The organism is Exiguobacterium sp. MMG028, from assembly GCF_027947425.1.
Taxonomy (GTDB): Bacteria; Bacillota; Bacilli; order Exiguobacteriales; family Exiguobacteriaceae; genus Exiguobacterium; species Exiguobacterium aestuarii_A.
The window spans coordinates 13,559-38,608 of sequence record NZ_JAQJIN010000004.1 but is presented as its reverse complement, the minus strand read 5'-3'; the positions used below and the strand labels follow the sequence as shown (position 1 = coordinate 38,608).

Annotated in this window: 26 protein-coding genes; 16 read left to right on the top strand and 10 right to left on the bottom strand. The window is 47.6% G+C overall.

All coding sequences use genetic code 11. The annotated features are described in order from the left end of the window. Positions 1 to 5: 5 nt before the first annotated feature. Positions 6 to 1,112 carry a radical SAM/CxCxxxxC motif protein YfkAB gene (gene yfkAB, locus PJK55_RS12455; RefSeq protein WP_271306006.1) on the bottom strand — a complete coding sequence of 369 codons (1,107 nt, stop codon included), beginning with the start codon at positions 1,110 to 1,112 and terminating at the stop codon, positions 6 to 8. A gap of 85 nt (positions 1,113 to 1,197) precedes the next feature. Here yfkAB and PJK55_RS12450 point away from each other — a divergent pair, with 85 nt between their 5' ends. The 3 genes from PJK55_RS12450 to PJK55_RS12440 are packed head-to-tail and all read left to right on the top strand — an operon-like array spanning position 1,198 to position 3,280. Continuing rightward, positions 1,198 to 1,407, top strand: coding sequence for a hypothetical protein (locus PJK55_RS12450; RefSeq protein ID WP_015880867.1), 210 nt, complete (start codon positions 1,198 to 1,200; stop codon positions 1,405 to 1,407). Next, on the top strand, positions 1,404 to 2,780 hold the full coding sequence (rlmD, locus tag PJK55_RS12445) for a 23S rRNA (uracil(1939)-C(5))-methyltransferase RlmD (RefSeq protein WP_074033090.1): 1,377 nt from the start codon (positions 1,404 to 1,406) through the stop codon (positions 2,778 to 2,780). The genes PJK55_RS12450 and rlmD overlap by 4 nt, the downstream gene beginning before the upstream one ends. Positions 2,781 to 2,830: 50 nt before the next feature. Next, positions 2,831 to 3,280, top strand: a complete 450-nt coding sequence (locus PJK55_RS12440) for a cytidine deaminase (RefSeq protein ID WP_214747524.1) — start codon at positions 2,831 to 2,833, stop codon at positions 3,278 to 3,280. Positions 3,281 to 3,308: 28 nt separating this feature from the next. Here the strand turns inward: PJK55_RS12440 and PJK55_RS12435 are convergent, their stop codons facing one another. Further along, positions 3,309 to 3,515 carry a hypothetical protein gene (locus PJK55_RS12435; protein ID WP_074033092.1) on the bottom strand — a complete coding sequence of 69 codons (207 nt, stop codon included), beginning with the start codon at positions 3,513 to 3,515 and terminating at the stop codon, positions 3,309 to 3,311. Positions 3,516 to 3,633: 118 nt separating this feature from the next. On the opposite strand from PJK55_RS12435, the gene PJK55_RS12430 reads away from it, so the two are divergent. Continuing rightward, positions 3,634 to 3,921: a hypothetical protein gene (locus PJK55_RS12430; protein WP_074033093.1), complete on the top strand. Its 288-nt coding sequence runs from the start codon at positions 3,634 to 3,636 to the stop codon at positions 3,919 to 3,921. A gap of 23 nt (positions 3,922 to 3,944) precedes the next feature. On the opposite strand, the gene PJK55_RS12425 is transcribed toward PJK55_RS12430, so the two are convergent. The 5 genes from PJK55_RS12425 to PJK55_RS12405 all read right to left on the bottom strand — a co-directional run bounded on the left by PJK55_RS12425 (position 3,945) and on the right by PJK55_RS12405 (position 9,009). Then, on the bottom strand, positions 3,945 to 5,336 hold the full coding sequence (locus PJK55_RS12425; RefSeq protein WP_214747166.1) for a sensor histidine kinase: 1,392 nt from the start codon (positions 5,334 to 5,336) through the stop codon (positions 3,945 to 3,947). Beyond that, the gene (locus PJK55_RS12420; protein ID WP_015880873.1) at positions 5,333 to 6,022 is read right to left on the bottom strand and encodes a response regulator transcription factor; all 690 of its coding nucleotides are present in this window, start codon (positions 6,020 to 6,022) and stop codon (positions 5,333 to 5,335) included. The genes PJK55_RS12425 and PJK55_RS12420 overlap by 4 nt, the downstream gene beginning before the upstream one ends. Before the next feature lie 168 nt (positions 6,023 to 6,190). After that, positions 6,191 to 6,757, bottom strand: coding sequence for a GNAT family N-acetyltransferase (locus tag PJK55_RS12415; RefSeq protein WP_074033096.1), 567 nt, complete (start codon positions 6,755 to 6,757; stop codon positions 6,191 to 6,193). A 176-nt stretch (positions 6,758 to 6,933) separates the two neighbouring features. Further along, positions 6,934 to 8,088, bottom strand: a complete 1,155-nt coding sequence (locus PJK55_RS12410; RefSeq protein ID WP_271306004.1) for an amidohydrolase — start codon at positions 8,086 to 8,088, stop codon at positions 6,934 to 6,936. A 12-nt stretch (positions 8,089 to 8,100) separates the two neighbouring features. Next, positions 8,101 to 9,009: a TIGR01777 family oxidoreductase gene (locus PJK55_RS12405; RefSeq protein ID WP_271306003.1), complete on the bottom strand. Its 909-nt coding sequence runs from the start codon at positions 9,007 to 9,009 to the stop codon at positions 8,101 to 8,103. A gap of 145 nt (positions 9,010 to 9,154) precedes the next feature. On the opposite strand from PJK55_RS12405, the gene recX reads away from it, so the two are divergent. The 12 genes from recX (at position 9,155) to PJK55_RS12345 (ending at position 22,095) form a co-directional block, all read left to right on the top strand. After that, positions 9,155 to 9,967, top strand: coding sequence for a recombination regulator RecX (recX, locus tag PJK55_RS12400; RefSeq protein WP_271306002.1), 813 nt, complete (start codon positions 9,155 to 9,157; stop codon positions 9,965 to 9,967). 48 nt (positions 9,968 to 10,015) lie between these two features. After that, entirely contained in the window at positions 10,016 to 11,656 is a 1,641-nt protein-coding gene (locus PJK55_RS12395; protein ID WP_271306001.1) for an L-lactate permease, read from the top strand. A gap of 320 nt (positions 11,657 to 11,976) precedes the next feature. After that, complete coding sequence (locus PJK55_RS12390; protein ID WP_224863239.1) at positions 11,977 to 13,701, top strand: ABC transporter ATP-binding protein; 1,725 nt, start codon at positions 11,977 to 11,979, stop codon at positions 13,699 to 13,701. A 22-nt stretch (positions 13,702 to 13,723) separates the two neighbouring features. Then, on the top strand, positions 13,724 to 15,769 hold the full coding sequence (locus PJK55_RS12385; RefSeq protein WP_271306000.1) for an ABC transporter ATP-binding protein: 2,046 nt from the start codon (positions 13,724 to 13,726) through the stop codon (positions 15,767 to 15,769). A 9-nt stretch (positions 15,770 to 15,778) separates the two neighbouring features. Then, positions 15,779 to 16,957: an RtcB family protein gene (locus PJK55_RS12380; protein WP_271305999.1), complete on the top strand. Its 1,179-nt coding sequence runs from the start codon at positions 15,779 to 15,781 to the stop codon at positions 16,955 to 16,957. A gap of 72 nt (positions 16,958 to 17,029) precedes the next feature. Then, entirely contained in the window at positions 17,030 to 17,344 is a 315-nt protein-coding gene (locus PJK55_RS12375) for a YfhH family protein (RefSeq protein WP_074033104.1), read from the top strand. Further along, positions 17,341 to 17,610, top strand: a complete 270-nt coding sequence (locus PJK55_RS12370; RefSeq protein WP_271305998.1) for a YfhJ family protein — start codon at positions 17,341 to 17,343, stop codon at positions 17,608 to 17,610. Before PJK55_RS12375 ends, PJK55_RS12370 begins: the two co-directional genes overlap by 4 nt. Before the next feature lie 151 nt (positions 17,611 to 17,761). After that, positions 17,762 to 18,301, top strand: coding sequence for a helix-turn-helix domain-containing protein (locus PJK55_RS12365; RefSeq protein WP_214747136.1), 540 nt, complete (start codon positions 17,762 to 17,764; stop codon positions 18,299 to 18,301). Between the two features lie 21 nt (positions 18,302 to 18,322). After that, on the top strand, positions 18,323 to 19,429 hold the full coding sequence (locus PJK55_RS12360) for an ABC transporter ATP-binding protein (RefSeq protein ID WP_214785666.1): 1,107 nt from the start codon (positions 18,323 to 18,325) through the stop codon (positions 19,427 to 19,429). After that, the gene (locus PJK55_RS12355; RefSeq protein ID WP_074033108.1) at positions 19,416 to 20,237 is read left to right on the top strand and encodes an ABC transporter permease; all 822 of its coding nucleotides are present in this window, start codon (positions 19,416 to 19,418) and stop codon (positions 20,235 to 20,237) included. Before PJK55_RS12360 ends, PJK55_RS12355 begins: the two co-directional genes overlap by 14 nt. Next, positions 20,234 to 21,028, top strand: a complete 795-nt coding sequence (locus tag PJK55_RS12350) for an ABC transporter permease (RefSeq protein ID WP_074033109.1) — start codon at positions 20,234 to 20,236, stop codon at positions 21,026 to 21,028. Before PJK55_RS12355 ends, PJK55_RS12350 begins: the two co-directional genes overlap by 4 nt. Next, the gene (locus PJK55_RS12345; protein ID WP_214822244.1) at positions 21,025 to 22,095 is read left to right on the top strand and encodes an ABC transporter substrate-binding protein; all 1,071 of its coding nucleotides are present in this window, start codon (positions 21,025 to 21,027) and stop codon (positions 22,093 to 22,095) included. The genes PJK55_RS12350 and PJK55_RS12345 overlap by 4 nt, the downstream gene beginning before the upstream one ends. Positions 22,096 to 22,134: 39 nt before the next feature. Here PJK55_RS12345 and PJK55_RS12340 read toward each other — a convergent pair whose 3' ends face one another. From PJK55_RS12340 to adh, 3 genes are all read right to left on the bottom strand, one after another. Beyond that, positions 22,135 to 22,860: a nuclease-related domain-containing protein gene (locus PJK55_RS12340; protein WP_271305997.1), complete on the bottom strand. Its 726-nt coding sequence runs from the start codon at positions 22,858 to 22,860 to the stop codon at positions 22,135 to 22,137. 124 nt (positions 22,861 to 22,984) lie between these two features. Further along, positions 22,985 to 23,347, bottom strand: coding sequence for a DUF779 domain-containing protein (locus PJK55_RS12335; RefSeq protein ID WP_214785663.1), 363 nt, complete (start codon positions 23,345 to 23,347; stop codon positions 22,985 to 22,987). A 1-nt stretch (position 23,348) separates the two neighbouring features. Beyond that, positions 23,349 to 24,869: an aldehyde dehydrogenase gene (adh, locus tag PJK55_RS12330; RefSeq protein WP_271305996.1), complete on the bottom strand. Its 1,521-nt coding sequence runs from the start codon at positions 24,867 to 24,869 to the stop codon at positions 23,349 to 23,351. Between the last annotated feature and the right edge of the window lie 181 nt (positions 24,870 to 25,050).

Below are 25,050 nucleotides of genomic sequence, written 5' to 3'. Positions count from 1 at the left end.
AATAATTAAAACGAAGTAGCTTTACGGGATTGGAAATCGACTGTCGGATAATAGGCTTGTTTGACGAGTGCGTTCGGCCCGAGACATTTCACGGCAGGGCAGTGACAAGAGAGTGTAGCGTTCAATTGAGTGTTCGTCCATGTATCGTAAGCTTCTTGGAAAGACGTGTCGTATACTGTACCGAGTGTACCGAGCTCATCACCAAAATCGGTCACGATAATCTGACCATCGAAGATATTCGTGTTAAGGCGTGAACGGCCATCCGGGTCGTTTCGGACGGTCACGTTTTTTGTTTCATGAAGTCGCTTTAAGAGAGCACGATCTTCTGGTAAATCGGAACATGCATAGAAGGGTAATGTTCCGAACAACATCCATACGTTCTCGTCACGGACGTCGAGTAAATCGTGAATGGCTTGTCGCGTATCCGCGAGCGATGCCGATTCGAGTGCGCTAGCGAAATCTGCGGGGTACATAGGATGCACCTCATGACGTTGGCAACCGAGTGAGACGATTTCTTCATGAATTTCTTTTAAATGTGGAATCGTCCGTTTGTTAATCATTGTCTCCGCCGACACGATAATCCCTTCAGCGGTAAGGGCGCGGGCGTTATCTTTCATCGTTTGGAGCATTTTCAAGCGGGATTCTTCGCTCGGCTTTCGGTCCATCATCGCGAACCCACCTTCAAGGAAATCGGCATCGGTGCCCCAGTTATGCGAAATGTGCAAAACGTCCAAGTAAGGGGTAATAAGATGATAGCGAGATAACGGTAGTGTCAAGTTCGAGTTGATTTGCGTACGTGCCCCACGTTCTTTCGCATAACGTAACAGCGGGACGACATAGTTGCGGACTGATTTCATCGATAACATCGGTTCGCCACCTGTGATGGAGAAAGCGCGTAAATGTTCGATTTCATCTAACCGTTGAATCAACAGTTCGAGCGGCACTTCCGGTTCTTCCGTTTGGTCGAGCATATAACCGACTGCACAGTGCTCGCAGCGCATGTTACACAATTTTGTTGTGGTTACTTCGACGTTGGATAAGACGAGTCGACCATGTTCAACTTGGTCGAGATAGGCTTCCCAAGGGTCGAAGGTTGGGGAGATGTTTTGCATGTGGATTCCACCTTTTCATCAAGTTACACGAAATAGTATGCTATAATAGCAACTCTTTGTCACGAACCAAAGGAGCGATTACAAGATGGGTAAATCACGTACAGATACCGCCGGAAAGATGAACGTCCTAAAATCGAGAACGGAATTGCTATGTCTATCGGTCAATACGCTAGATGAGCATACGACACCTGAAGATTTACATCGCCTGTTAGCCGACATTGATTCGTTGCGCGCCAAAGTTGTGCGTTACGCCAAAGACTTAGAACAATCGTCTCGAAAGGATGAATCAGATTGAAATTAATTACAGGAGATTTTAAAGATGTCACGGTCGAACGACTTGGCATTAATGGGGAAGGCATTGCGACAATTAATCGCATGGTCATCTTCATTCCGAACTTATTGCCGGGAGAACGAGCAAAAGTCGAAATCACGCGTGTCGAAAAAAACTACGCGGAGGCACGTGTCGTCAAACGCGATAATGACTCAAAAGATCGCGTTAAAGCACCTTGTCCGATTTACGATGAGTGTGGTGGATGTCAAATCCAACATATGAGTTCACGTCTGCAGATGGAGTATAAGGAAGAAATCGTTCGAAACGCTTTCCGTCAAAAGACAAAACTCAACGTGGACAAATCGGATATCCGTCCGACAATCGGTATGGATGATCCATGGTATTACCGCAATAAATCACAATTCCCGCTTGGCACACGCCGTGGGGAAATCGTATCAGGTCTCTACAAACCGAATTCGAATCATCTCGTACCGATCGAGCACTGTATGGTCCAACAACGTGACACGACAAACATCAACAATGCGATTGTCCGTATTTTAAACGAACTCGACATTCCCGTCTATGATGCACGTCGTGACACAGGTTATGCTCGGACGGTCGTCGTTCGCTCAGGTTACAAAACGAATGATGTACAAGTCGTTTTGGTCGTCGGACATGAAGATGTTCCGGATTTAGATGAATTAAGTGACCGAATTATGGAATTGCCAAACGTCGTCTCATTCCATATCAACATCAACGCGAATCGTTCAGGTGTGATTTTTGGTTATCGGACAGTCCATATCGCAGGACAAGAGAAGATGGATGAACAACTTGATGATGTGCATTATCATCTGTCTCCACGTGCATTCTTCCAATTGAACCCGGCGCAAACTGAAAAAATGTATCGCGAAGTCGTTGAAGCGGCAGGGCTCACGGGTGAAGAACGTGTCATCGATGCTTATGCAGGTGTTGGTTCAATCGGTCTTTGGTTGGCACCTTATGCAAAAGAAATTCGCGGGATGGAAGTCGTACCGGAAGCGGTCGAAGATGCGAATGATCATATGCGTGAAAATGGCTATAACCATGTCACGTATGTCGAAGGACGTGCCGAGCACTGGATCCCACGTTGGGTGAAAGATGGCTGGATTCCAGATGTCGTGGTCGTCGATCCGCCACGAACAGGGATGGATCATCAATTAATCAACTCGATTATTTCATCGAAGACGAAACGAATCGTTTACGTATCATGTAACCCGCAAACGCTCGCGCGAGATGCCGATCAGTTGATGAAAGCGGGATACAAGGTCAATTACGTGCAACCGTATGATATGTTCCCGCAGACGTCTCACGTTGAATCGGTCGTCGTGTTCGAGAAAAAGAAAAAGAAAAAATATTGACGAGTCCGTGAAAAGACTTGTCTAGTAAGCGTTTTCACGTTATAGTTCAGATGTCAGACTTCTTCTCAAATTTAGAAGTGGAGGAACATCCAATGATTTCACAAGAACGTGTACAAGAACTCGTGCATAAAGCCATTGAAGCGCGCAAACGCGCCTATACACCGTATTCCAAATTTAACGTCGGAGCCGTCGTCATTGATGCATCTGGTAAAGAGATTACGGGATGTAACGTAGAGAACGCCTCGTACGGACTTTCGATGTGTGCCGAACGGACAGCCATCTTCAAAGCTGTCTCGGAAGGTAGTGACTCGATTGAAACGGTCGTTGTCGTCGGCGACACAGAAGGTCCGATTTCACCGTGTGGAGCGTGCCGTCAAGTCATCGCCGAATTCGCAGGAGAGGATTTTACCTTAATCCTTGCGAACTTGAACGGTGACACAAAAGTGATGACAAAAGAAGAAATGTTGCCTTACGGATTTTCACCGAAGGACTTAACGTAAAAGCTGCGGACGATTGTCCGCAGCTTGTTTATTCGTCTTTATATTTCTTTTCACTCACCGAATCATCTTTGGAGTGACGTTTGTTCTTCTCATCCTTCACCCGTTCATTCAATTCCTCGACGGGAATCGGGTCGACGGTTTGCATGCCGTCCTCGTCAAAAATACTCTCTTTGTCCGTATCGACAGCGTCTGGGTTATCAAACGGACGTTTTGACGTCGGTCGTTTCTTTTCCATCCAATCGCCTCCTTCTCACTACAGATTCCACTCCTTGAAAAGTTGTAAACGTTTTCGGTTTGGGTTTTAAGATGATGAAATGGTGGAATGAAGACTTCATAGTGAAGGAGGGGACAGGATGGATCGTAAAGTATTGATGGGGATTGTACTTGGTGTCGCAGGCGCAGCACTCGTTGCACCAAAAGTGGCGGCACTACTTTCGCAACGTGAGGAAGAAGACACGTGGCAAAAGATGGACGAGCGGGAGAGTGTGGATGCGGATCAGGATGAAGCGGAGCAAGGTCTCACGCAACTCGATTCGAGTCACCGTGCCGAATGGCAAGCGAACGGATACCCGCAGACACATGCAGAACGAGAGCGACTCGAGCAAGAGTCGGTCGAACAATATAAAGGAAAAGACATTTAAAAGGCAGCCTCGCGGCTGCCTTTTTACATATCAAACGCTTCTTCTGGTAAGAGAGGTAAGCCGACCGTAACAGTCGTTCCTTGCCCAACTTCTGAGCTGAAGTGAAGTGATCCTTCATGTCGTTCGATAATATGTTTCGCGATGGCGAGCCCAAGACCGGTGCCGCCATCTTTTCGTGTCCGTGATTTATTGACGCGATAGAAACGCTCCGTCAATTTATCCAGATCTTCTTTCGGGATGCCTCGACCTTCATCGCGTATTTCTGTGATCGCATAGTTTGTCTCGGCGAATGTCTTCACATAAATTGTTTTGCCCGCCTCGGTGTAGCGGAGGGCATTATCGAGAAGGTTACCGATGACTTGTTCAAGTCGGTCATGGTCGCCAAGAATGATCAAGTCGAAGTCTAAATCGGATTCGATTGTCACTCCTTTTGCCCGGGCAATCGGTTCGAGTCGATAAAGAACATCTTCAAGTACTTGTGAATATACAACGGGTTCTTTCGTCATCGGATACGAATCGCGCTCTAGCTGTGCGAGGTCGAGTAAGTCCGTGACGAGACGTTGAAGTCGATTCGTCTCGTTTTCGATGATGTCATAATACTGTGCACGAGTTTTTTCATCCAACGTGTCATCTTGAAGCATCTCCGTGTACCCGCGAATGTATGAAAGTGGGGTACGGAGTTCGTGACTGACGTTCGCGAGAAACTCTTTTCGCTGTTCTTCGACGAGTCCGAGTGACTCCGCCATCGAGTTGAGGGTATCCGCCAACTCACCGATCTCATCATCATACACGATTGGGATGCGGTGTGAGAAATCGCCTTGCGCATATACTTGTGAGGCACGCTTCATCTGGATGAGCGGCTGAATGATCGTATCGATGATCTGTTTACCGAATAGGAGCAAGTTCACAATCATGAGGACGAGTAAGAACGTGATCATGAGCCGAATCGGTTGGAACGGTTCGCTGATTTTACTGAGTTCCATATAGAGGATGAGCGCATTATCGAGTTCCCCGTCACGTATGAGCGGGAAAGCGGTCATTAATATATCGACGTCCTCGGTCGGATGCTTTCGCGTAACAGAAATGGCATACCCGTCTTGGAGACGTTCGAGGTCTTGTTGCCTGAGGAACGTCTTACCGGAGCCGAGTGTATCTTCTCGAACAGAGGAAAGGAATACTTTCGTTTCGGTCAGTTCGTTCGTATACGTCATACTGTCAGCGAACGCGTCAGAGAAACCGTCGGCCTTATAGATTGTGACGAGTTTCTCTCCGCGGTTGATGAGCAGTTCTTCTTGCGTTTGGATATAGAATTTGTCGTACAAATAGAACGTCATGATCAGAAACACGAACGCTGAGAAGAGGCTGGCTGTCCAGATGGTAATCCAAATCCGCTTCCGGATCGTGTATCGCTTCATCCGTTTGCCTCAAATTTATATCCGATGCCCCATACAGTTTGAATGTAACCGCCAGCCTCCCCGAGTTTCAGGCGTAACGTCTTAATGTGCGTGTCGACCGTGCGAAGGTTACCGTGATATTCGGTTCCCCAAATTTGATCGAGCAACTGTTCACGAGAGAACACTTTTTCGTCATTCGTGATGAACAGGTAGAGTAGGTCAAACTCTTTTCGTGTCAGGTTGACCGTTTTCCCTTTCACGCTGACGGCGCGACCTTCGATATCGATGGAGAGAATGCCGACATCAAACGTCGCTTCTTGTTCTTTTGAAAAACTGTGTGTGCGACGTAGTGTCGCTTCGATACGAGCAAGTAACTCGCGCGGGCTAAACGGCTTCGTGATGTAGTCGTCGGCCCCGATTTTTAGACCGTGTATGCGGTCGAGTTCTTCAGAGCGTGCCGTCAACAGAATGATTGGAACGTTCGAGAACTCACGGATACGCATGCAAGCCGTCAATCCATCGAGTTCCGGCATCATCACGTCGAGTAAGACGAGATGGAACGTTTCTTCCTTTAAGCGTTCAATCGCTTCAAGGCCGTTTGAGGCGGTGACCGTCTCATACCCTTCTTTTTCTAAATTTGATACAAGTAAATCTCGCATTTGTTCTTCGTCATCAGTTACGAGGATACGAAACATTGATTCTGACATATGCCATTCTCCTTTACGAAACGGTTAACGAGAGTTGTGATGAATCCCTCATACCTTTATCATACCTATCTCTTCGAATTAGAACAGATTTATTCGGCTCCGACAAGTTACCTCCATCAAATCCACACAAAAACGCCACAAAAAAGCCAATTCTTTGACAGAATTGGCTCATGCTTCGAGTTGTGCCTCGTAAGGGACTTCGTATTCCGGGATGTGAAGAGCGTGCAAGTAAAGTTGGAAGCTCGACTTGGATACTTCGTATAATACATATTCCACATCACCTTGGTTGATCTCAGCGAGCAGTTCAGAACGAAGCTCATTCGCGCAAAATGCGTACGGGAGTTTCTCTGCTGCAGCAATCGATCGTTCATTCGACTTACGAATCTTTAAGAACACACTTTCAATATCAAGCTCGAAGAACAGTTCTGAGAAGAACGCCTCTTTCGCAACTTGATTATAACCTTTGCCGTGATACGGCTTGCCAAGCCACGTGCCGAGGAATCCATAGCCGGATTCGACATCGAACAAGCTGATCGTCCCAATCGGGGTGCCATACTCGTTCGTGATGGTACGTGAGATGATATTTCCTTGCTCTTCTAGCTCGATGATTTGCTTCGTGCTAAATAAAAACTCGTCAAAGTGGACCGTCTTTTGACGGACATACGGAAAGACATCTGGGTGTTGCATCAGTTCGAACAACTCCGCGCAGTCGGTGAGCTCACGAAATTTGAGCACCTTTACATTCCTCCTCCTATTTCAGACCGCTGAAGAATAGTCGTAACGAAAGCATACTTCTGGCTTCGCTGTTCGAACCGCCTTGGCTGCTTTATGAAGTTACAAGATAATTTTATATAGTATTTTTAAAAAAGCAAGTAAATTATGCGTAAAACGCTTATGAAAAATAATGAAAATTATTCGACCTCATGATGCGTTTCCGCACGGTCTGTTTTATAGACAACTTCACCATTAACAATCGTCATAATCGGCTTCGCTAAATAGTCGAGCGGGAAGTGATTCCAGAGCACGAGATCGGCGTCTTTTCCGACTTCTAGTGAGCCGATGCGGTCGTCAACACCGAGTGATTCAGCAGGGTTGATGGTGATTCCTCGTAGCGCGATATCGACGGGTAACCCTTCACGTGCAGCAAGACCAGCACATAGATTTAAATACTGCACCGGCGTGTACGGATGATCGGTCGTGATGGAAACAATCATGTCGTGCTCATGGAGGATGCGATACGTCTCCCACGTCTTATTTTGAAGTTCGATTTTCGACTTTCGCGTAAATGTCGGTCCGACGGTGACATGTTTTACACCGAGCTCTTGTAACTTTTCTGCGACGAGGTGACCTTCCGTACAATGCTCGATGCGGTAGTCGAGGTCGAACTCTTTTGCAAAACGGACGACCGAAAGAATATCGTCTGCACGGTGCGCATGCACGCGAATCGGCATGTCGCGGTCTAGGGCGAGTTGGATCATCTGACTCCCGAACGTGCCGATCGTCTTCGTTGAACCAACCGTACGAAATGCTTCACGGAGCAAGCCCATGATTCCCATCCGCGTCAGGTCGCCCGTTTTCCCCATACTATGAATTCGTTTCGGGTTTTCGCCGAGTGCCATCTTCAGTCCCGCATGACGGCGGACAATCATATCATCAATATAGCGGCCGTGCGTTTTGATGACACTTGTCACACCGCCGATGACGTTCATACTCCCGGGCATGACCTGAACAGCGGTCACGCCAGCCATCAATGCTTCCTGGAACCCTTCATCGAGTGGGTAGACACCGTCGATGGCACGAGCATGTGGTGTCATCGCTTCGACCGTTTCGTTGGCGTCATTCCCGACAGAGCCTGTCCCCTCATCGTATAGACCAAGATGGGTATGAGCGTCGATGAAACCAGGGAATAAAAAGTTCCCTTCTGCTTCGATGACATTCTCACCATCCGTCGGCTCGAGCAATTCGGCCATTTCGACAATCTTTCCATCACGGACACGGAGGTCTCCGTAAAAATGGGGGGCGGTAATCGGATAAATATGGGCGTTTCGAATAAGTAAGTGACTCACAATTCATTCTCCTTAAGCATCTTGTAATAAGTTTTTTAATGCGGGTTCTAATATGTCATATCGGAAGTCAAAGCCATGTTGGAGCGCTTTGGTCGGTACGACTTTTGCTCCTTCTAAAACGATGACACTCTTTTCACCGAGTGCGAGTTTCATCATTGGGGCGGGTGCCGGGATCCAGTGAGGACGGTGCATCACTTTTGAGATCGTCTTGCCGAATTCATTCATCGTCACCGGTGTAGGGGCGGTTCCGTTTACAGGACCTTCGATTGTATCCGTTTCGATGGTATGCACGAACAACCGCACAAGATCATCTAAATGAATCCATGGAACCCACTGCTTCCCTGATCCAATTCTACCACCGACCCCGAACTGATAGGGGAGTTTCATTAATGGGAACGCACCGCCATCATTGGATAAGACGACGCCTGTACGCATTGTCACGAGACGAACGCCCAAATCGCGAATCGGTTCAGCTTCTTGTTCCCAGAGTACACAAACATTCCCGAGGAAATTGGTTCGTGTCGGTAATGGGGTTTCTTCTGAATACGTGATGGAACGGTCTTCCCCGTATATGCCGATTGCCGAGCCGCTGATGACGACTTGAGGTTTATGTTTTAACTGTTGAATGATCCGGACGACTTCCTTTGTCCCTTCGATTCGACTTTGGAGGATGGCTTGCTTCTGTTTATGGGTCCAGCGTCCGTCGTTGATGGACGCACCTGCCAAATGGATGAATGCGTCTGTTCCTTCGAGCTCTTCTTCTGGCTTGCTATTTGGTGTTAGCCATTCGATGAACGACACCCCGCGATGGCGGGGACGTGGATGTCTTGTCAAGACGACGACTTGGTGACCGGCGTCAGCCAGTGCGCGGACGAGCGGTTGACCGATCAACCCGGTTCCACCGGTGATTGCGATTTTCATGAAATTCCCTCCGATATCATGTGTTGTTTCTAAAATGGGTATAAGTCAGTATATCCAGATGAATACCCTTTCTTCTAACTTATCAAAAATCCTTTCCGATTCCTGAACGTGATATGTTAGAAACATGAAATGGAGGGGAGTCGTTGTGAAAATTGCGAAGTTCACGACCCAACAAAAGAATAAAGACCGATTGAACGTCTTCATCGAACGCGAAGGGAAAGAAGAGTTCGCATTCGCCATCGATGTTGACGTGTTCATCAAGTACGGGCTCACAAAAGGGATGGAGCTCGAAGACGACTTTGTGCAAGATGTGCTCGAGGCGGAAGAGGCACAGAAGGCCTATAAATTAGCCGTCAATTATTTATCGTACCGAATGCGTGCAATTTCAGAGGTGCAGGACTATCTCATGAAGAAGGAGTTAAGCGAAACTGCCATCAAACATGCCATCACGCGACTGAAAGAGCAACGTTACTTGAATGATGCGGAATTTGCGAAAGCTTATGTCCAAACCAAATTCAATACGAGTCCAAGCGGACCAATCAAAATCAAACGTGAGCTCGAACAGCTCCGCATTCCACCGGACGTTGTTGAATCCGTACTAGCATCAATCACACACGAAGAACTTGTCGAAAAGGCTGGAAAGTTCGTAAAACGGAAACAAATGGAAACAAATCGTCGTTCTGCCACAGAAGTGCAACAAAGAATTCAACAAACCCTGATGCAAAGGGGGTTTACCTTTGATATCATTTCAGAGGCGATTCAAACTTTTTGGGAAGAAGAGGACGAAGATGTCGAGATTGCGGCATGTCTGAAGCAGGCTGAAAAGTTGAATCGGAAGTTCAACGGGTATGATGCGTTCGAGCGCAAGCAGCGCATGAAGATGCAGCTTCGACGCAAAGGATTTCCGTATGATGTGATTGAACGTACGTTAGAGAGACTCGTTGAAGAAGAATCGTGATGGGACATCTGTTTACGGTAGGGGAAAACACGAAAAGGTGGGTCTACATTGACGATTTTAGAATGGATTACAGCACTGACGCCGATTGTGGCCGTGCTCATCTTATTGGTAATTATGCGTTTACCTGCATCAGTAGCCATGCCCTTGTCACTCGTGACGACGGCGATTTTAGCGTTCTTCGTTTGGCAATTGGATGCGACTCGAATCATGGCGGCGACACTGCAAGGACTCGTCATCGCCGTGACGACCGTATGGATTGTCTATGGTGCCATTGGGATGATGAATACGATGAAAGAAGGGGGCGGAATGAATGCAATCCGCTCTGGATTTGTCAACATCACACCCGATCCGCGTATTCAAGTTCTGATTGTCGGTTGGTTGTTCGTCTCATTCATTGAAGGCGCTTCAGGGTTTGGTACACCGGCGACGGTTGCGGCACCGCTTTTAATCGCACTCGGTTTTCCGCCGATTGCTGCTGTCGTGATCGCATTGTCTGCGGACGTATCAGCTGTCACGTTTGGAGCGGTCGGGACACCAGCGCTCATCGGGATTGGGAATGGTCTTTCGCTAGACGTGAACCAACCGGAGTCAATTGCCTTTTTGACGGAAGTTGTCCTACAAACCGTATTGATCGATATGGTTGTCGGTCTATTCATCCCGTTCATTTTGATTTTGATGCTGACGCGCTTCTTCAGTAAGGAGAAGTCAATCAAACCGGCGCTCGAAGTATTTCCGATTGCAATCGTGGCCGCGCTGTTATATAGCGTACCAGCCTATATTTGGACTCTTGTCCTTGGATTTGAGTTTGGTGGAATGCTCGGTGGACTAACGGGTCTTGTCATTCTCGTAACCATGGCGCGTAAAGGGATTCTCATGCCGAAACGTGTATGGACGTTCGATGGATATATGGATGAACTGGAGCCATCCACTGAAAAAGTAACGGTAACATCGAACAAGCGTGAACTCCCGCAGTGGAAAGCATGGGCACCTTATCTCATCTTGACGATTTTCTTAGTCCTCACCCGTACGGTTCCGTTTTTGAATGAACTGTCCCGGAGCGTTCGAATCAACCTGCCGAACATTTTGGGCGTAGAAGGAATCTCGACGTCTTGGGAGCCGTTCTATTCACCTGGCTTCATGTTCATCTTGACGATCATCGCAACATTCTTCCTGCACAACATGAGTTGGTCACAAGTGACGTCGGTCTTTAAAGCAACGACGTTTGGAATCGGCGGGACAGTCATCACGTTAGCGGCTTCTGTTCCGATGGTGCGTATTTTCATCCACTCTGAAGATGGGGGAGCTGGACTCGCATCGATGCCAGTCGAACTGGCGACGGCAGCTGCTGACACGTTCGGCGGGGTATGGCCGCTCGTCGCACCGTGGATTGGGGCCCTCGGCGCCTTTGTCTCGGGGTCGGCGACTTTCTCGAATATGATGTTTTCAAGTTTGACAACGAACGTAGCCGAATCGGTCGGACTCGATAATACGCTCGCCTTATCGATGCAGATGGCAGGGGCGAACGCGGGGAACATGATCTGTGTGTTGAACGTCGTAGCGGTTGCTTCCGTTGCGGGACTGCTCGGTAAAGAAGGGACCATCATTCGTTACACGCTCATGCCGATGATTTATTACGTCACGGCAACAGGGGTCATTGGTCTCATTTTGGGCATGTTTTTCTTAAACTGAATCAAGTTACAATTTTTTTACAAAATAATATTGACAATTTTCAGAACAGTCTGCTAAGGTTTGAGTAGATTTTAAAACTATGAAACGAGAGGAGCCAGAATGATGAACAACATTGCACTCACAAACACACTCAAAACATCATATGGCTACTCGTATTTAACTGCGTGACTTTGGCAGCTGGATAGGGGTAGTGTCCTTTCCCTGACCATGCAAAAGATTGAAGACTACTTCAAGCGCGCTTCATTTGATTGGTTGCACAATCAGGTGGAGTGCGCTTTTTTGCGTGCTTAGGTGGATTGGACGGAAGGGGGAAATCAGTCATGAAGCTGATTAAACAATTAGATTGGTTTATTAAAAGACAGAAACGGACGTATTTGATTGCCATCATCTTACTCATCATCACGGGAGTTGTAGATATGCTGCCACCGTGGATTATTGGACAGGCGATCGATGCGATTCGTGAAGGAAGTTTGACGACAGAACGATTGATCCTCATTGTGTCATCACTTTTAGGCATCATGGTGTTGTCTTATGTGATGTCGTACTTGTGGATTGCCCGACTATTTGGGACAGCCTTTTTACTCGAAAAGAAATTGAGAGGTCGTTTTTTCGGTCACCTCCTCAAACAGACGCCACGCTTTTATCAACAGCATCGTACGGGTGATTTGATGGCACTCGCGACAAATGACTTGAAAGCGGTTGAGCGGACAGCAGGATTTGGGGTTATGACATTGGTCGACTCGTTCAACATGACGCTCATCGCGTTGACGATCATGGGTGTATTCATCGATTGGAAGTTGACACTTGCTGCACTTTTGCCGATGCCGATTCTCGCTTGGTCGATGAATAAACTCGGAAGTCAAATTCATACACGCTTCACAGCGGCTCAAGACTCGTTCGGGGTGATGAACGACCAAGTCGTCGAGTCGATTTCAGGTCTCCGGGTCGTCCGATCATTCGTTCAAGAGGAGGCGGATACGAAAAAATTTGATGACATCACAGACGATGTCATGGCGAAAAACATGCACGTCGCTAAAATCGATGTGTTGTTTGAACCGGTCATCAAACTCCTTGTCGGACTCAGTTATTTGATTGGGCTATCGTTCGGGACGTATCTCGTCTTTACGAACGACATCACGCTCGGTCAACTCGTCTCGTTCAACATTTATTTAGGGATGCTCATTTGGCCGATGTATGCGTTCGGTGAACTCATCAACGTCGTACAACGGGGAACGGCAAGTTTGGAACGAATTGAATCGACAATGAACGAAGCTCCGGACGTTGCCTCTACGGGGACGGTCCAGATCGACGTTCCGGAGAAAATCACATTTAAATCGCTCTCATTCCGTTATCCGAATGCGAATCGTGATTCGTTAGAGGACATCGTCCTGCACGTTTCGCGTGGTGAGACGATTGGGGTCGTCGGACCGACCGGGGCCGGGAAGACGACGTTACTCCGTCAGTTACTTCGGGAGTATCCGATTGATGATTCACTTCTCGTGAACGGCGTGCCGATTTCGGACATCAAACTCGAAACCGTTCGTGGCTGGAGTGGTTATGTGTCACAAGAACATCTTCTCTTCTCGAAAACGGTTCGCGATAACATTCGTTTCGGAGTGGATGATGTCTCGGATGAGGCGCTAGAGACGGCGATTCGTCTCGCGGCGTTTGATACAGATATTGAACATTTAGAGAATGGTTTAGATACGGTAGTCGGAGAACAGGGTGTCATGCTGTCAGGCGGACAGAAACAACGTCTGTCGATTGCACGAGCGTTGTTGAAGAATCCTGAGATTCTACTCCTTGACGATTCGCTTTCAGCGGTCGATGCGAAGACAGAATCACGCATCATCGATTCAGTTCGTACGAGCCGCGAAGCGAAAACGACATTCATCGTCGCACACCGTCTTTCTGCGGTGGCGCACGCTGACCAGATCCTCGTCCTTCAAGACGGGCGTGTCACAGAACGTGGCACACATGACCAACTGATGGAGCGCCACGGTTGGTACTATGAACAATTTATTCGACAAGGAGAGTCGGAGTAATCCGAGAAAGGGGGAATCTCTCATGATCGATCAATATGAATTAGATCCAGTCCGTCGGAAGAAAACGATCCGTTCACTCGTTGGGTACGCCAAACAAGTGAAACGCTCGATCTTCCTCGGATTGACATTACTCTTTTTAGCGGTCGGTGCAGAACTTGCCGGACCGTATATCGCCAAAATCATTATCGATGAGCATATCGTCGCCATCGAACGTGATTGGGTTCAAGTCGAGTCTGGCGGTAGCGTTTCCTTTGATGGAAACTCGTACGAGAAAGAAACGAGGCTTGACGGGCAAGACGTGGTTCAGCCCGTCTCCATCGTGCAAACGACGGACGGATACTATCTCGTCCCTGATGCAGTGATGAGCGGTGGGATCCGAGACGTCGAAGGAGACGTGCTGACGATTACAAGAGGCGATGAGACGGCGACGTATGAAAATATCGTCTCGCTCTCTTCGACCGACGTGTTCCAGTTTTATCAGACAGATTTACGAGCGGTGCTCATGTTATCTGGTCTCTATGTCGTCCTATTGCTACTCGCAGCTGGATTGAACTGGGGACAACAGATGCTCTTGCAACGTTCGGCGCACAGTATCGTGAAAACGATGCGCCTTGACGTGATGAAGCATCTACAAACGATCCCGGTACGCTATTTTGACCAGACGCCGATCGGGAAGATTGTCAGTCGTGTCACAAACGACACGGAAACGATTCGGGACCTGTATTTAGGAGTACTTGCCCGCGTCTTCCAAAGCGTCGTCATGATGATTGGGGTACTGATTGCGATGTTCTTCCTAGACGTACGTCTAGGCTTCGTCTCACTCATCATCATCCCGGTCGTCATCGTCTGGATCAAATTGTTCCAGCGTTTCTCGACGAAAAATAACTTCCGCGTCCGTGCGCTCGTCGCGGATATGAATGCACAGTTGAATGAAAGCATTCAGACGATGCCGATCATTCAATCGTACGTCCGCGAAGACCTCGTCTATGACGAGTTCAACGAGAAGAACAGTGACAACTTCCAAACGAGACGGAAATTGTTGAAGTTGGATGCATTGATGAGTCATAACTTGGTCAACTTCTTCCGAAACATGGCGCTCGCCTTACTCATCTGGTTCGTCGGGGCGCAAACACTCGGTGGGGGAAGCATCCTGACACTCGGGATCTTGTATGCCTATATCGATTACGTCTCGCGTATTTTTGAGCCAGTGACACAAATCATGAACCAGTTATCACCGCTTCAACAAGCGCTCGTATCGGCCGACCGGATGTTCCAGTTGCTCGATGAAAAAGGAGAGCCGGTCTCATCGGAACGCATTCCACGATTTAAAGGGGAAGTTGTCTTGGATGACGTGACATTCAGTTATGAAGCTGGGAAACCAGTGTTACAACAGATTGAACTACACGCAGCTCCGGGTGAGACGATTGCCCTTGTCGGACATACAGGCAGTGGGAAGAGTTCGATTATGAATTTGCTCATGCGTTTTTATGACCCGTCGAAAGGCGTTCTTCGCATCGATGGGATGGATGTGACGAAGCTCCCGACTCAGGCGGTACGAGACCATCTCGGAATTGTCTTGCAAGACCCGTTTCTCTTCACTGGGACGATTCGTACGAACGTCACGCTAGGAGACGAGACAATCACGGACGAACAAGTGTGGAACGCACTCACGGCTGTCGGGGCGGATCGTTTTGTGAAGCAGTTGCCAAAAGGAATCGATGAACCGGTGATTGAACGTGGTGCTTCCCTTTCAAGTGGGGAACGACAGTTGATTAGTTTCGCTCGCGCCCTCGTCTTTGACCCGGCCATCCTCGTCCTCGATGAGGCGACAGCGAGTGTCGACTCGGAGACCGAGGCACTGATTCAAGAGGCACTCAAAACACTCACGTTCGGTCGAACGACGTTTGTCATCGCCCACCGACTCTCTACGATTCGTGAAGCGGACCAAATCCTCGTTCTCGACCATGGTCGGATCATCGAGCGCGGGAATCATCAGTCGCTCATCGAATTCGGTGGCGTCTATGCCCGAATGCACGAATTACAAAGTAAGCAACAAGCGATCAGTTAAGGAGGTCACATGGAAATCACGGGGAAATATAACCGCGCCAAAGTATTCAATGAACGTATCGATGACATGACGCGGAATCAGATTCAAACCCTTCTCGACCAACCGTTCACAGAAGGGGCATCGATTCGTATCATGCCGGATATGCACGCTGGGAAAGGGTCAGTCGTTGGCACGACGATGACGATTCACGATAAAGTCGTACCGAACTTGGTCGGTGTCGATTTAGGATGTGGGATGCTTTGTACTGAAATCAAAGCCAAACGAATCGACTTTCAGCGACTCGATGACGTGATCCGTGAACTTGTACCGAGCGGGATGAACATTCGCGAGACGGTTCATCCGTACGCGTCTGAACTTCCGCTTGAAGCGGTTCGAGCGCCGTATAAACTCGACCGCGCCTTGCGTTCGGTCGGGTCGCTCGGCTCGGGGAACCATTTCATTGAAGTGAACCGGGATGACCAGGGACGTACGTTTCTCGTCATTCATTCGGGTTCGCGCCATCTCGGGGTACAGATTGCCGACCATTATCAAGAGCGCGCGATTCAACACATGATGGAAACGAACGATGTAAAAGAAGCAATCGAGCGTTTGAAGACCGCTGGACGGCAGCAAGACATCTCGACGTATCTGGAAGCGGAACGTGAAGCGCGGAAACCATTCCGTGACCTGGCTTATGTCGAAGGGGAGGATATGGACGATTACATGCATGACGTGCGAATCGCCCAACAATACGCAGCAGCGAACCGTCGAGCGATGACGGATGTGATTGTGGAAGCGATGAAGTGGAACGTCGTCGATCAATTCGACACCGTTCACAACTATATCGACCATGACGCAATGATTCTGCGTAAAGGAGCCATCTCCGCGCAAGAAGGAGAGCGTGTCATCATTCCGATGAACATGCGAGACGGTTCGCTCATCTGTACGGGGAAAGGGAACCCTGACTGGAACTTCTCTGGTCCTCACGGGGCAGGTCGGATCATGTCCCGTTCAGCCGCGCGCAAACGCGTCGACTTCAAAGAATTCAAACGTACGATGGAAGGCGTATGGTCGACATCGGTTCGACCGTCTACCGTGGATGAGTCACCATTCGTCTACAAATCGATGAAAGAGATTGTCCGTTACATCGAACCGGCGGTCAGCATCGACCAAGTCATCAAACCGTTGTACAACTTCAAGGCGAACTGAGTGGGTTTTCACTCAGTCTCGCCTTTTTCTTTTTTTCGCAAAATCTGATACGCTTACATCGAGGTGAACGAAATGGAAAAGCGGTTAAGTGACTTATCGAAATATGAGTTAGAGCAGGAGATTCAAGCATTACATGAGAGAAAGCGGAAGGCTGAACAGATGGGTATGGTCAGCGAAATCGAAGTTGTCCTTCGACGGATTGCGATTGCCGAAAGTTATTTGGTCGACCCGACATCGTTTCGTCCCGGTGAAACATATGTCGTCAACTACAACGACCAACCGTTCCGTTTGAAATTCGTCAATGGCGTCATGGGTTGGGGTACGTTTGAAGGGGACATGACTGAACGGGCCATCCCACTCTCTGAACTGTCGGAGGTGAAACGATGAACCGAAACGAACAATATGAGCGACTTGCGGCCATTCTAAAAGAGAAGAATGACGTGCTAAACGATTCGGAAGCGATCACATGGGTCGAAGTGCTATGGGAAGACTTTGAGACGTCACTCGCCAAGGCAGGCGAACCGTTTCCAGGAGAAGCGAAAGCGTTTCAATATGTCATTCAACAGATTGATGCATACGGCGCACAGCTCCATTTGTTCCAAACGAAGAACGAGAAGTTTAAGCACTTGATGTCAAAACGAAATTTACATTGAATCACGTCCGTTGCGGCGTGATTTTTTATTTGCAATTCTCATTCAGTTCGTTATAATGAAGGTCGCTAATAGTTTGCTTGTAAGTATAGTATAGATAAACTTTCTTTAGTTGAACTCATGTTTCACTAAACTAGAAGGAGGCGTTCAGTCGTTGGAAGTAGGTCAAAACATTAAGCGACTCCGGATAAAAAAAGGATTGACCCAAGAGGAGTTAGCGGAGCGTACGGATTTGAGTAAAGGATACATCTCTCAAATCGAACGTGATTTAAGCTCTCCTTCATTAGAGACGTTATTTGATTTGTTGAGCGTCCTTGGAAGTTCACCAAAAGAGTTCTTCGATGAAGATTTGAATCAAAAGGTCGTATACACCGTCGATGACCGCACCACGTATACGGATGAGGAACGAAAATATCGGACGGAGTGGCTCATTCCAGAATCAAATGAAAAAGAGATGGAGCCGATTCTCGTCACATTTTTCAAAAACGGAGAATTTAAGCAATATGAACCTTCCCGTTCAGAGACATTGGTATACGTCTTGTCCGGCAAAGTGGCGCTGAAGTTAGGTCATCACACTTATTTCGCTAAAGCAGGGGAAACAATGTATTATGTCGCCTCGGATTCACACCAACTCGTCAACGATCACGATGGCGAAAGTGAATGTCTCATCGTAGCGACCCATTCTTATTTATAAGTCAATAGAGGAGGAAACAGCATGAATGCAGAGACAATTATTCGTTTTGACCACGTGTCAAAGCGTTACGACGACACTGTCGTCCTAGAAGATATCAGTTTTGAAATTGAGCGTGGGAAGTTTTATACGCTTCTCGGTCCATCGGGATGTGGGAAGACGACAATCCTGCGTCTCATTGCCGGATTTACCGACGCGACTGAAGGTGATATTCACTTCAGTGGGAAGCGAATCAACGATGTACCCGCCAACAAACGACAAGTGAACACCGTGTTTCAAGATTATGCGCTGTTTCCGCATTTGAACGTATTTGAAAACGTCGCGTTTGGTCTCCGTATTAAAAAGTTGAAAGAAGCAGACATTAAAGCAAAAGTGGAGCAGGCGCTCAAGTTTGTTAACTTAGAAGGATACGGTTCGCGCGAAATCGATGAGATGTCAGGAGGACAACGTCAACGTGTCGCGATCGCCCGCGCAATCGTGAACGAGCCAGAGGTCATCCTCCTCGATGAACCGTTGTCTGCCTTAGATTTGAAACTTCGTACAGAAATGCAATATGAATTACGTGAGTTGCAACAACGTCTCGGCATCACCTTCATCTTTGTCACACACGACCAAGAAGAAGCGCTCGCGATGTCCGATGAGATTTTCGTCATGAACAACGGGAAAATTGTTCAGAGCGGGACACCGACTGATATTTACGACGAACCGATTAACCGATTCGTCGCGGACTTCATCGGAGAATCGAATATCGTACCGGGTGTCATGCCAGAAGACAATGTCGTCACGTTCGCTGGCAAAACGTTCGATTGCGTCGACCAAGGGTTTGACCGTAACGAAAAAGTCGAGGTTATCATTCGTCCGGAAGACTTGGAGATGACATCCATCGATTCTGCGAAACTGATTGTCGATGTTGATTCACAACTGTTCCGCGGCGTTCACTATGAGATTTGCTGTTACGACCAAGAAGGGAACGAGTGGCTCGTTCACTCGACGAAGAAGTCGACCGTCGGATCAAAAATCGGATTGACGTTTGACGAGGAAGCGATTCACGTCATGCGATTAGGAGAGACAGAAGAAGAGTTCGACCGTCGTCTCGAATCCTATGAGGAGGTTCCTCATGAATCAAACTAACCAGACCGCAAAGACGGTATATTTGACGACATATTGGATTTGGATTGCCTTATTCGTCGTCGCGCCACTCGTCCTCGTCGTCTATTACTCGTTTTTTGATATCGACGGGAACTTGAGTTTAGAGAACTATCAGACGTTCTTCTCTTCGACATACTTGTCGATGACGTTATCATCATTTTGGTACGCGTTCCTGATTACGTTTTTCTCACTACTCGTCGGGTACCCGACGGCGTATTTGTTGACGAAGACGAAGCATAAACAGCTTTGGCTCTTGCTCATCTTGCTTCCGTCATGGATTAACTTGTTATTAAAAGCGTACGCGTTCCTCGGGATTTTTGGAACGTACGGCATTACGAATCAGTTTTTAGAGGCGATTGGAATTGGAACGAAGCAGATTCTCTTCACGGACTTCAGTTTCGTCTTCGTCTCGGTATACATTTTCATTCCGTTCATGATCTTGCCAATCTACAACGCAATTGAAAAATTACCACCATCTCTCGTCTATGCATCACGCGACTTAGGTGCATCGAACTGGACGACGTTCCGACGTGTCATCTTCCCGTTGACGCTTGACGGCGTCAAGTCAGGGATTCAAATTGTCTTTATTCCGGCGTTGTCACTCTTCATGATTACACGCCTGATCGCAGGAAACCGTGTCATCACGCTCGGTACGGCGATTGAACAACAATTCCTCGTTACGCAAAACTGGGGGATGGGATCTACGATTGCCGTCTTCTTGATCTTGGCGATGGTTCTCGTCATGGTCATCACGCGTGACTGGGGTGCGAAAGGAGCGGTCCGTCGATGAAACGTAAACGATTCAAACTATCAAACCTATACTTGGCGGCCGTGTTCTTCATTTTATACGCGCCAATCTTATATCTCGTCTTCTACTCGTTCAACAGTGGCGGAACGATGAGTAACTTTGAAGGATTCACGCTTGAGTGGTATAAGTCACTCTTCACGGACACGCGACTTCTCGTCATCGTCTTGAACACGATTGTCATCGCCCTATTATCGGCGACAATTTCGACCGTGCTCGGTGTCATCGGGGCGCTCGCCATCTATACGGCGAAACAAAAGTATACGAAGACATCCCTGTTGTCTTTGAACAACGTCTTGATCGTCAGTCCGGACGTTATCATCGGGGCATCGTTCTTGATTCTCTTCACGATGCTCGGCATTCAGTTAGGCTTCTATTCGGTTCTCTTGTCGCACATCGCGTTCTCGGTTCCGATTGTCGTCATCTTGGTGTTGCCGAAACTTCAAGAGATGAGCCCGACGTTGATCGATGCGTCGCGTGACCTAGGGGCAAGTACATGGGATGTGTTGACGAAAGTCATTCTCCCGTATATCACACCAGGTGTGTTCGCTGGATTCTTCACAGCACTCACGTATTCGTTAGATGACTTTGCAGTCACGTTCTTCGTGACAGGGAATGGGTTCACGACACTTGCAGTAGAAGTCTACTCGCGGGCTCGTCAAGGAATCTCGCTTGAAATCAACGCGTTATCTGCGATTTTGTTCGTCTTCACTCTCATCCTTGTCATTGGATATTATGTGTTGGCGCAACGAGGAGCAAAGGAGGTTAGACGATGAAAAAATTAATCATCATGCTGGCTGTTCCGTTGATTGTCAGCTTCGGTCTCCTTCTTTGGATTCAGCAGTTGAATGCTGCGCAAGGATTTGGTGGCGACAATACGCTTGTCGTCTATAACTGGGGAGACTATATCGATGAGGACTTGATCGGTGAGTTCGAAGAACAGAGTGGACTAAAAGTTGTCTATCAGACGTTCGATTCGAACGAGGCGATGCTCACGAAAATTGAGCAAGGGGGTACGGCGTTCGATGTAGCCGTACCGTCAGACTATGCGATTAGTAAGATGATTGAAGAGGATTTGTTGCTTCCAATCGACTACGAGAAGCTTGAGAATTTCGATAACATCGATCCACGCTTTCTCGATAAATCGTTTGACCCAGGTAACAAGTACTCGGTCCCTTACTTCTGGGGAACGGTCGGGATTGTCTATAATCCCGAAATGGTCGATGGTGAAATCACATCGTGGAATGACTTGTGGGAGATGCCGCTTGAAAATGACATCCTTCTTGCAGATGGAACACGAGAAGTGATGGGCTTTGGCTTGAACTCGCTTGGCTATTCGCTCAATACGACGAATAAAGATGAGTTGATTGAAGCAGAACAAAAGTTAGAAACGCTTTGGCCAAACATCAAAGCGATTGTCGGGGATGAAATCAAAATGTTGATGGCAAACCGTGAAGCGGCAGCGGCTGTCGTGTGGTCTGGAGATGCGTCGGAAATCATGTACGAAAATGAAGAACTAACGTATGTCATTCCAGAAGAAGGGACGAATCTTTGGTTCGATAACCTCGTCATTCCGAGCACGGCACAAAATGTGGACGGTGCGCATCAATTCATCGACTTCATGCTAGATGCCGAGATTGCAGCCCGTAATACGGACTATGTCGGCTATTCGACTCCGAACGAAGCGGCACTCGAGTTTTTAGATGAAGAAGTCACATCAGATGAGCGGTTCTACCCATCTCGCGAAGTGACGCAAGAACTTGAAGTATATGAAAACTTAGGAAAGCGGATGAACGCTTACTATAACGAATTGTATTTGCGCTTTAAAATGCAGAGTAAATGACAAGACATCCCTCACTCATTACGAGTGGGGGATGTTTTTTTACCGCTTATAAGCTGATTCGATGTCCTCGACATGTTTCATCATGATAGCTGCGTCGACTTGTGTGAAAGATAATAAGGTCTCATATAATTGTATTTGTTCATCTTGGTCGAAGACGAAATCTTGGTAGGTGGTCAACTGTTTAGCCCATTGTTGACGATTCAAAACGGGAACGTCTGATGACTCAATTTGTTTCAGTGTAGATCGATTGCTGAATACAATCCATGAATGGAGATGTGTTCGGTCGAGTCCGAGAACTTGCTCAATGGCTTTCAGGTGTAATTCATTTTGTTTGATTGGGTTGAAAAAGCGATGTTTTCTACGACGGGGAAGTGTCTGCGTCCAGTATTGGTCACGTGCACGCCCAAAAATCCATCCGCTATAATTTTTGGATTCAATGACATGGATTCCAGCCTGATTGATGAAGACGACATCAATTTCTGTTGTTCGATCTTTCTTTGAGGGATGTGGCAAATAGAGGTTCGTCAAAATCAGTGGTTGAAAGAATGTTGACTCGATGTCTGCCACACACAAATATTCACCATAAAGTCCTGTATCTTGAATGACTTTGACATATGAATGTCGTGTCTGTTCATAGTATTGACTTCGTTTGTAGCGTCTAACCTTATAGACGATGATGGATGCGAGTACGAGAAAAATCGGGGTGAAGATCACAAGCAAGGTCACCAATATATTCTCTAATAATTCGGTGAGTAATGTAGTCATCGATCGAATGCCTCCCTTTTTCTCCACTATACATAAGAAATCAATCATATATGTATATTTTTTACAATTGAGGAGAATCGTTTTTTTGAAATGAGAAAGGACCCATCGAAATGGGTCCTCGTGATTATATTTCATGCTTTAGCGCTTCACGCTCTTCTTCTGTAAAGACTCGAGAACGTCCTAAAAATCGTTTTCCTTCGACACCCTCGAGGGAGAACATACCGCCTCGACCATCGACCACATCGATAATGAGTTGTGTATGCTTCCAATAATCATATTGTTTCTCGTGGATATAGAATGGGGTATCTCCAATTTCACCAAGGAGCACATCGTGATCGCCCACCATGAACTCGTCGCGTGGAAAGCACATGGGTGAACTTCCATCACAGCAGCCTCCCGATTGATGAAATAGAAGTGGACCGTGTTTCGATTTTAGACGTTCGATCAGTTCGAGCGCGGCGGGGGTGGCCTCGACTCGTTTCACCATCTTAGAAGAACCCGAGCTTCTGTTCGCTGTAGCTGACGAGCATGTTTTTCGTCCGTTGATAATGGCCAAGCATCATCTTATGATTCTCGCGTCCAATCCCAGACATTTTGTAGCCACCGAACGCAGCGTGTGCCGGATATGAATGGTAGCAGTTGATCCAGACACGGCCTGCTTGGATTTCACGACCGAACCGATAGGCACGGTTCATGTCACGTGTCCAAACGCCTGCTCCAAGTCCGTAGAGCGTATCGTTCGCGATGGCGAGTGCTTCCGCATCATCTTTGAACGTCGTCACCGATAAGACCGGTCCGAAAATCTCTTCTTGGAAGATGCGCATCTTGTTATGACCTTTAAAGATAGTTGGTTGAATGTAATATCCATCTGCGAGGTCTCCATCCATCATGTTACGTTCTCCACCGATGAGACATTCTGCGCCTTCTTCTTTCCCAATCTCAAGATATGAGAGGATTTTCTCCATTTGTTCGTTCGATGCTTGTGCACCCATCATGACGTCCGAATCGAGTGGGTTGCCGAGTTTGATCGCTTTGACGCGCTCGAGCACGCGCTCCATGAACTTGTCATAGATGGATTCTTGGATTAATGCACGAGACGGACACGTACACACTTCACCTTGGTTCAAGGCGAACATGACGAGACCTTCAATCGCTTTATCGAAGAAATCATCATCCGCTTCCATGATATCCGCGAAGAAGATGTTCGGAGATTTTCCACCGAGCTCGAGTGTGACCGGGATGATGTTTTGTGAAGCGTACTGCATAATTAAGCGCCCTGTCGTCGTCTCTCCCGTGAAGGCGACTTTATCGACACGATCACTCGATGCGAGGGGTTTACCTGCCTCAAGACCGAAACCGTTTACGATGTTGATGACACCTGGTGGCAATAAATCTTCAATCAGTTCCATAAGGACCATGATGGAAGAAGGTGTTTGTTCGGCTGGTTTTAAGACGACACAGTTTCCAGCTGCGAGTGCCGGAGCAAGTTTCCATACCGCCATCAAGATTGGGAAGTTCCACGGAATGATTTGAGCGACGACGCCGAGCGGTTCATGGAAGTGATAGGCGACTGTATCGTTGTCGAGTTCACTGATTCCGCCTTCCTGTGAACGAATCACACCGGCGAAGTAACGGAAGTGATCGATTGCGAGCGGAAGGTCGGCGTTGAGCGTTTCTCTTACGGCTTTACCGTTCTCCCACGTTTCAGCGTATGCGAGCATCTCTAAGTTTTCTTCCATGCGATCCGCAATTTTATTCAAGATGACAGAACGTTCCGCGACGGACGTTTTTCCCCAACTGTCTTTCGCTGCATGCGCAGCATCCAATGCGAGTTCAATATCCTCTTTCGTTGAACGGGCGACTTCACATAATACTTTCCCATTTACAGGAGATGTGTTTTCAAAGTATTCCCCACCAGCCGGTGCGGTCCACTTTCCGTTAATGAAATTTTCGTAACGGTCCTTAAACTGTACTTTCGTTCCTGCTGAGTTCGGTACTTCATAAATCATGTTCGTTCCTCCCTTTTCATACGAGATAGAGGAGTTATGTATGCGCTTACATTTAGAAGTAAGCGAACGACTCCCTTATTAATCGTAACGGTTCGTTGTGATAAAAGTCAAAATTTTTTGACAATAATTTGTCAATCTTTTGTAAAAATGTTTTGAAGTCAAGATTTGTGGTTATCAGTAC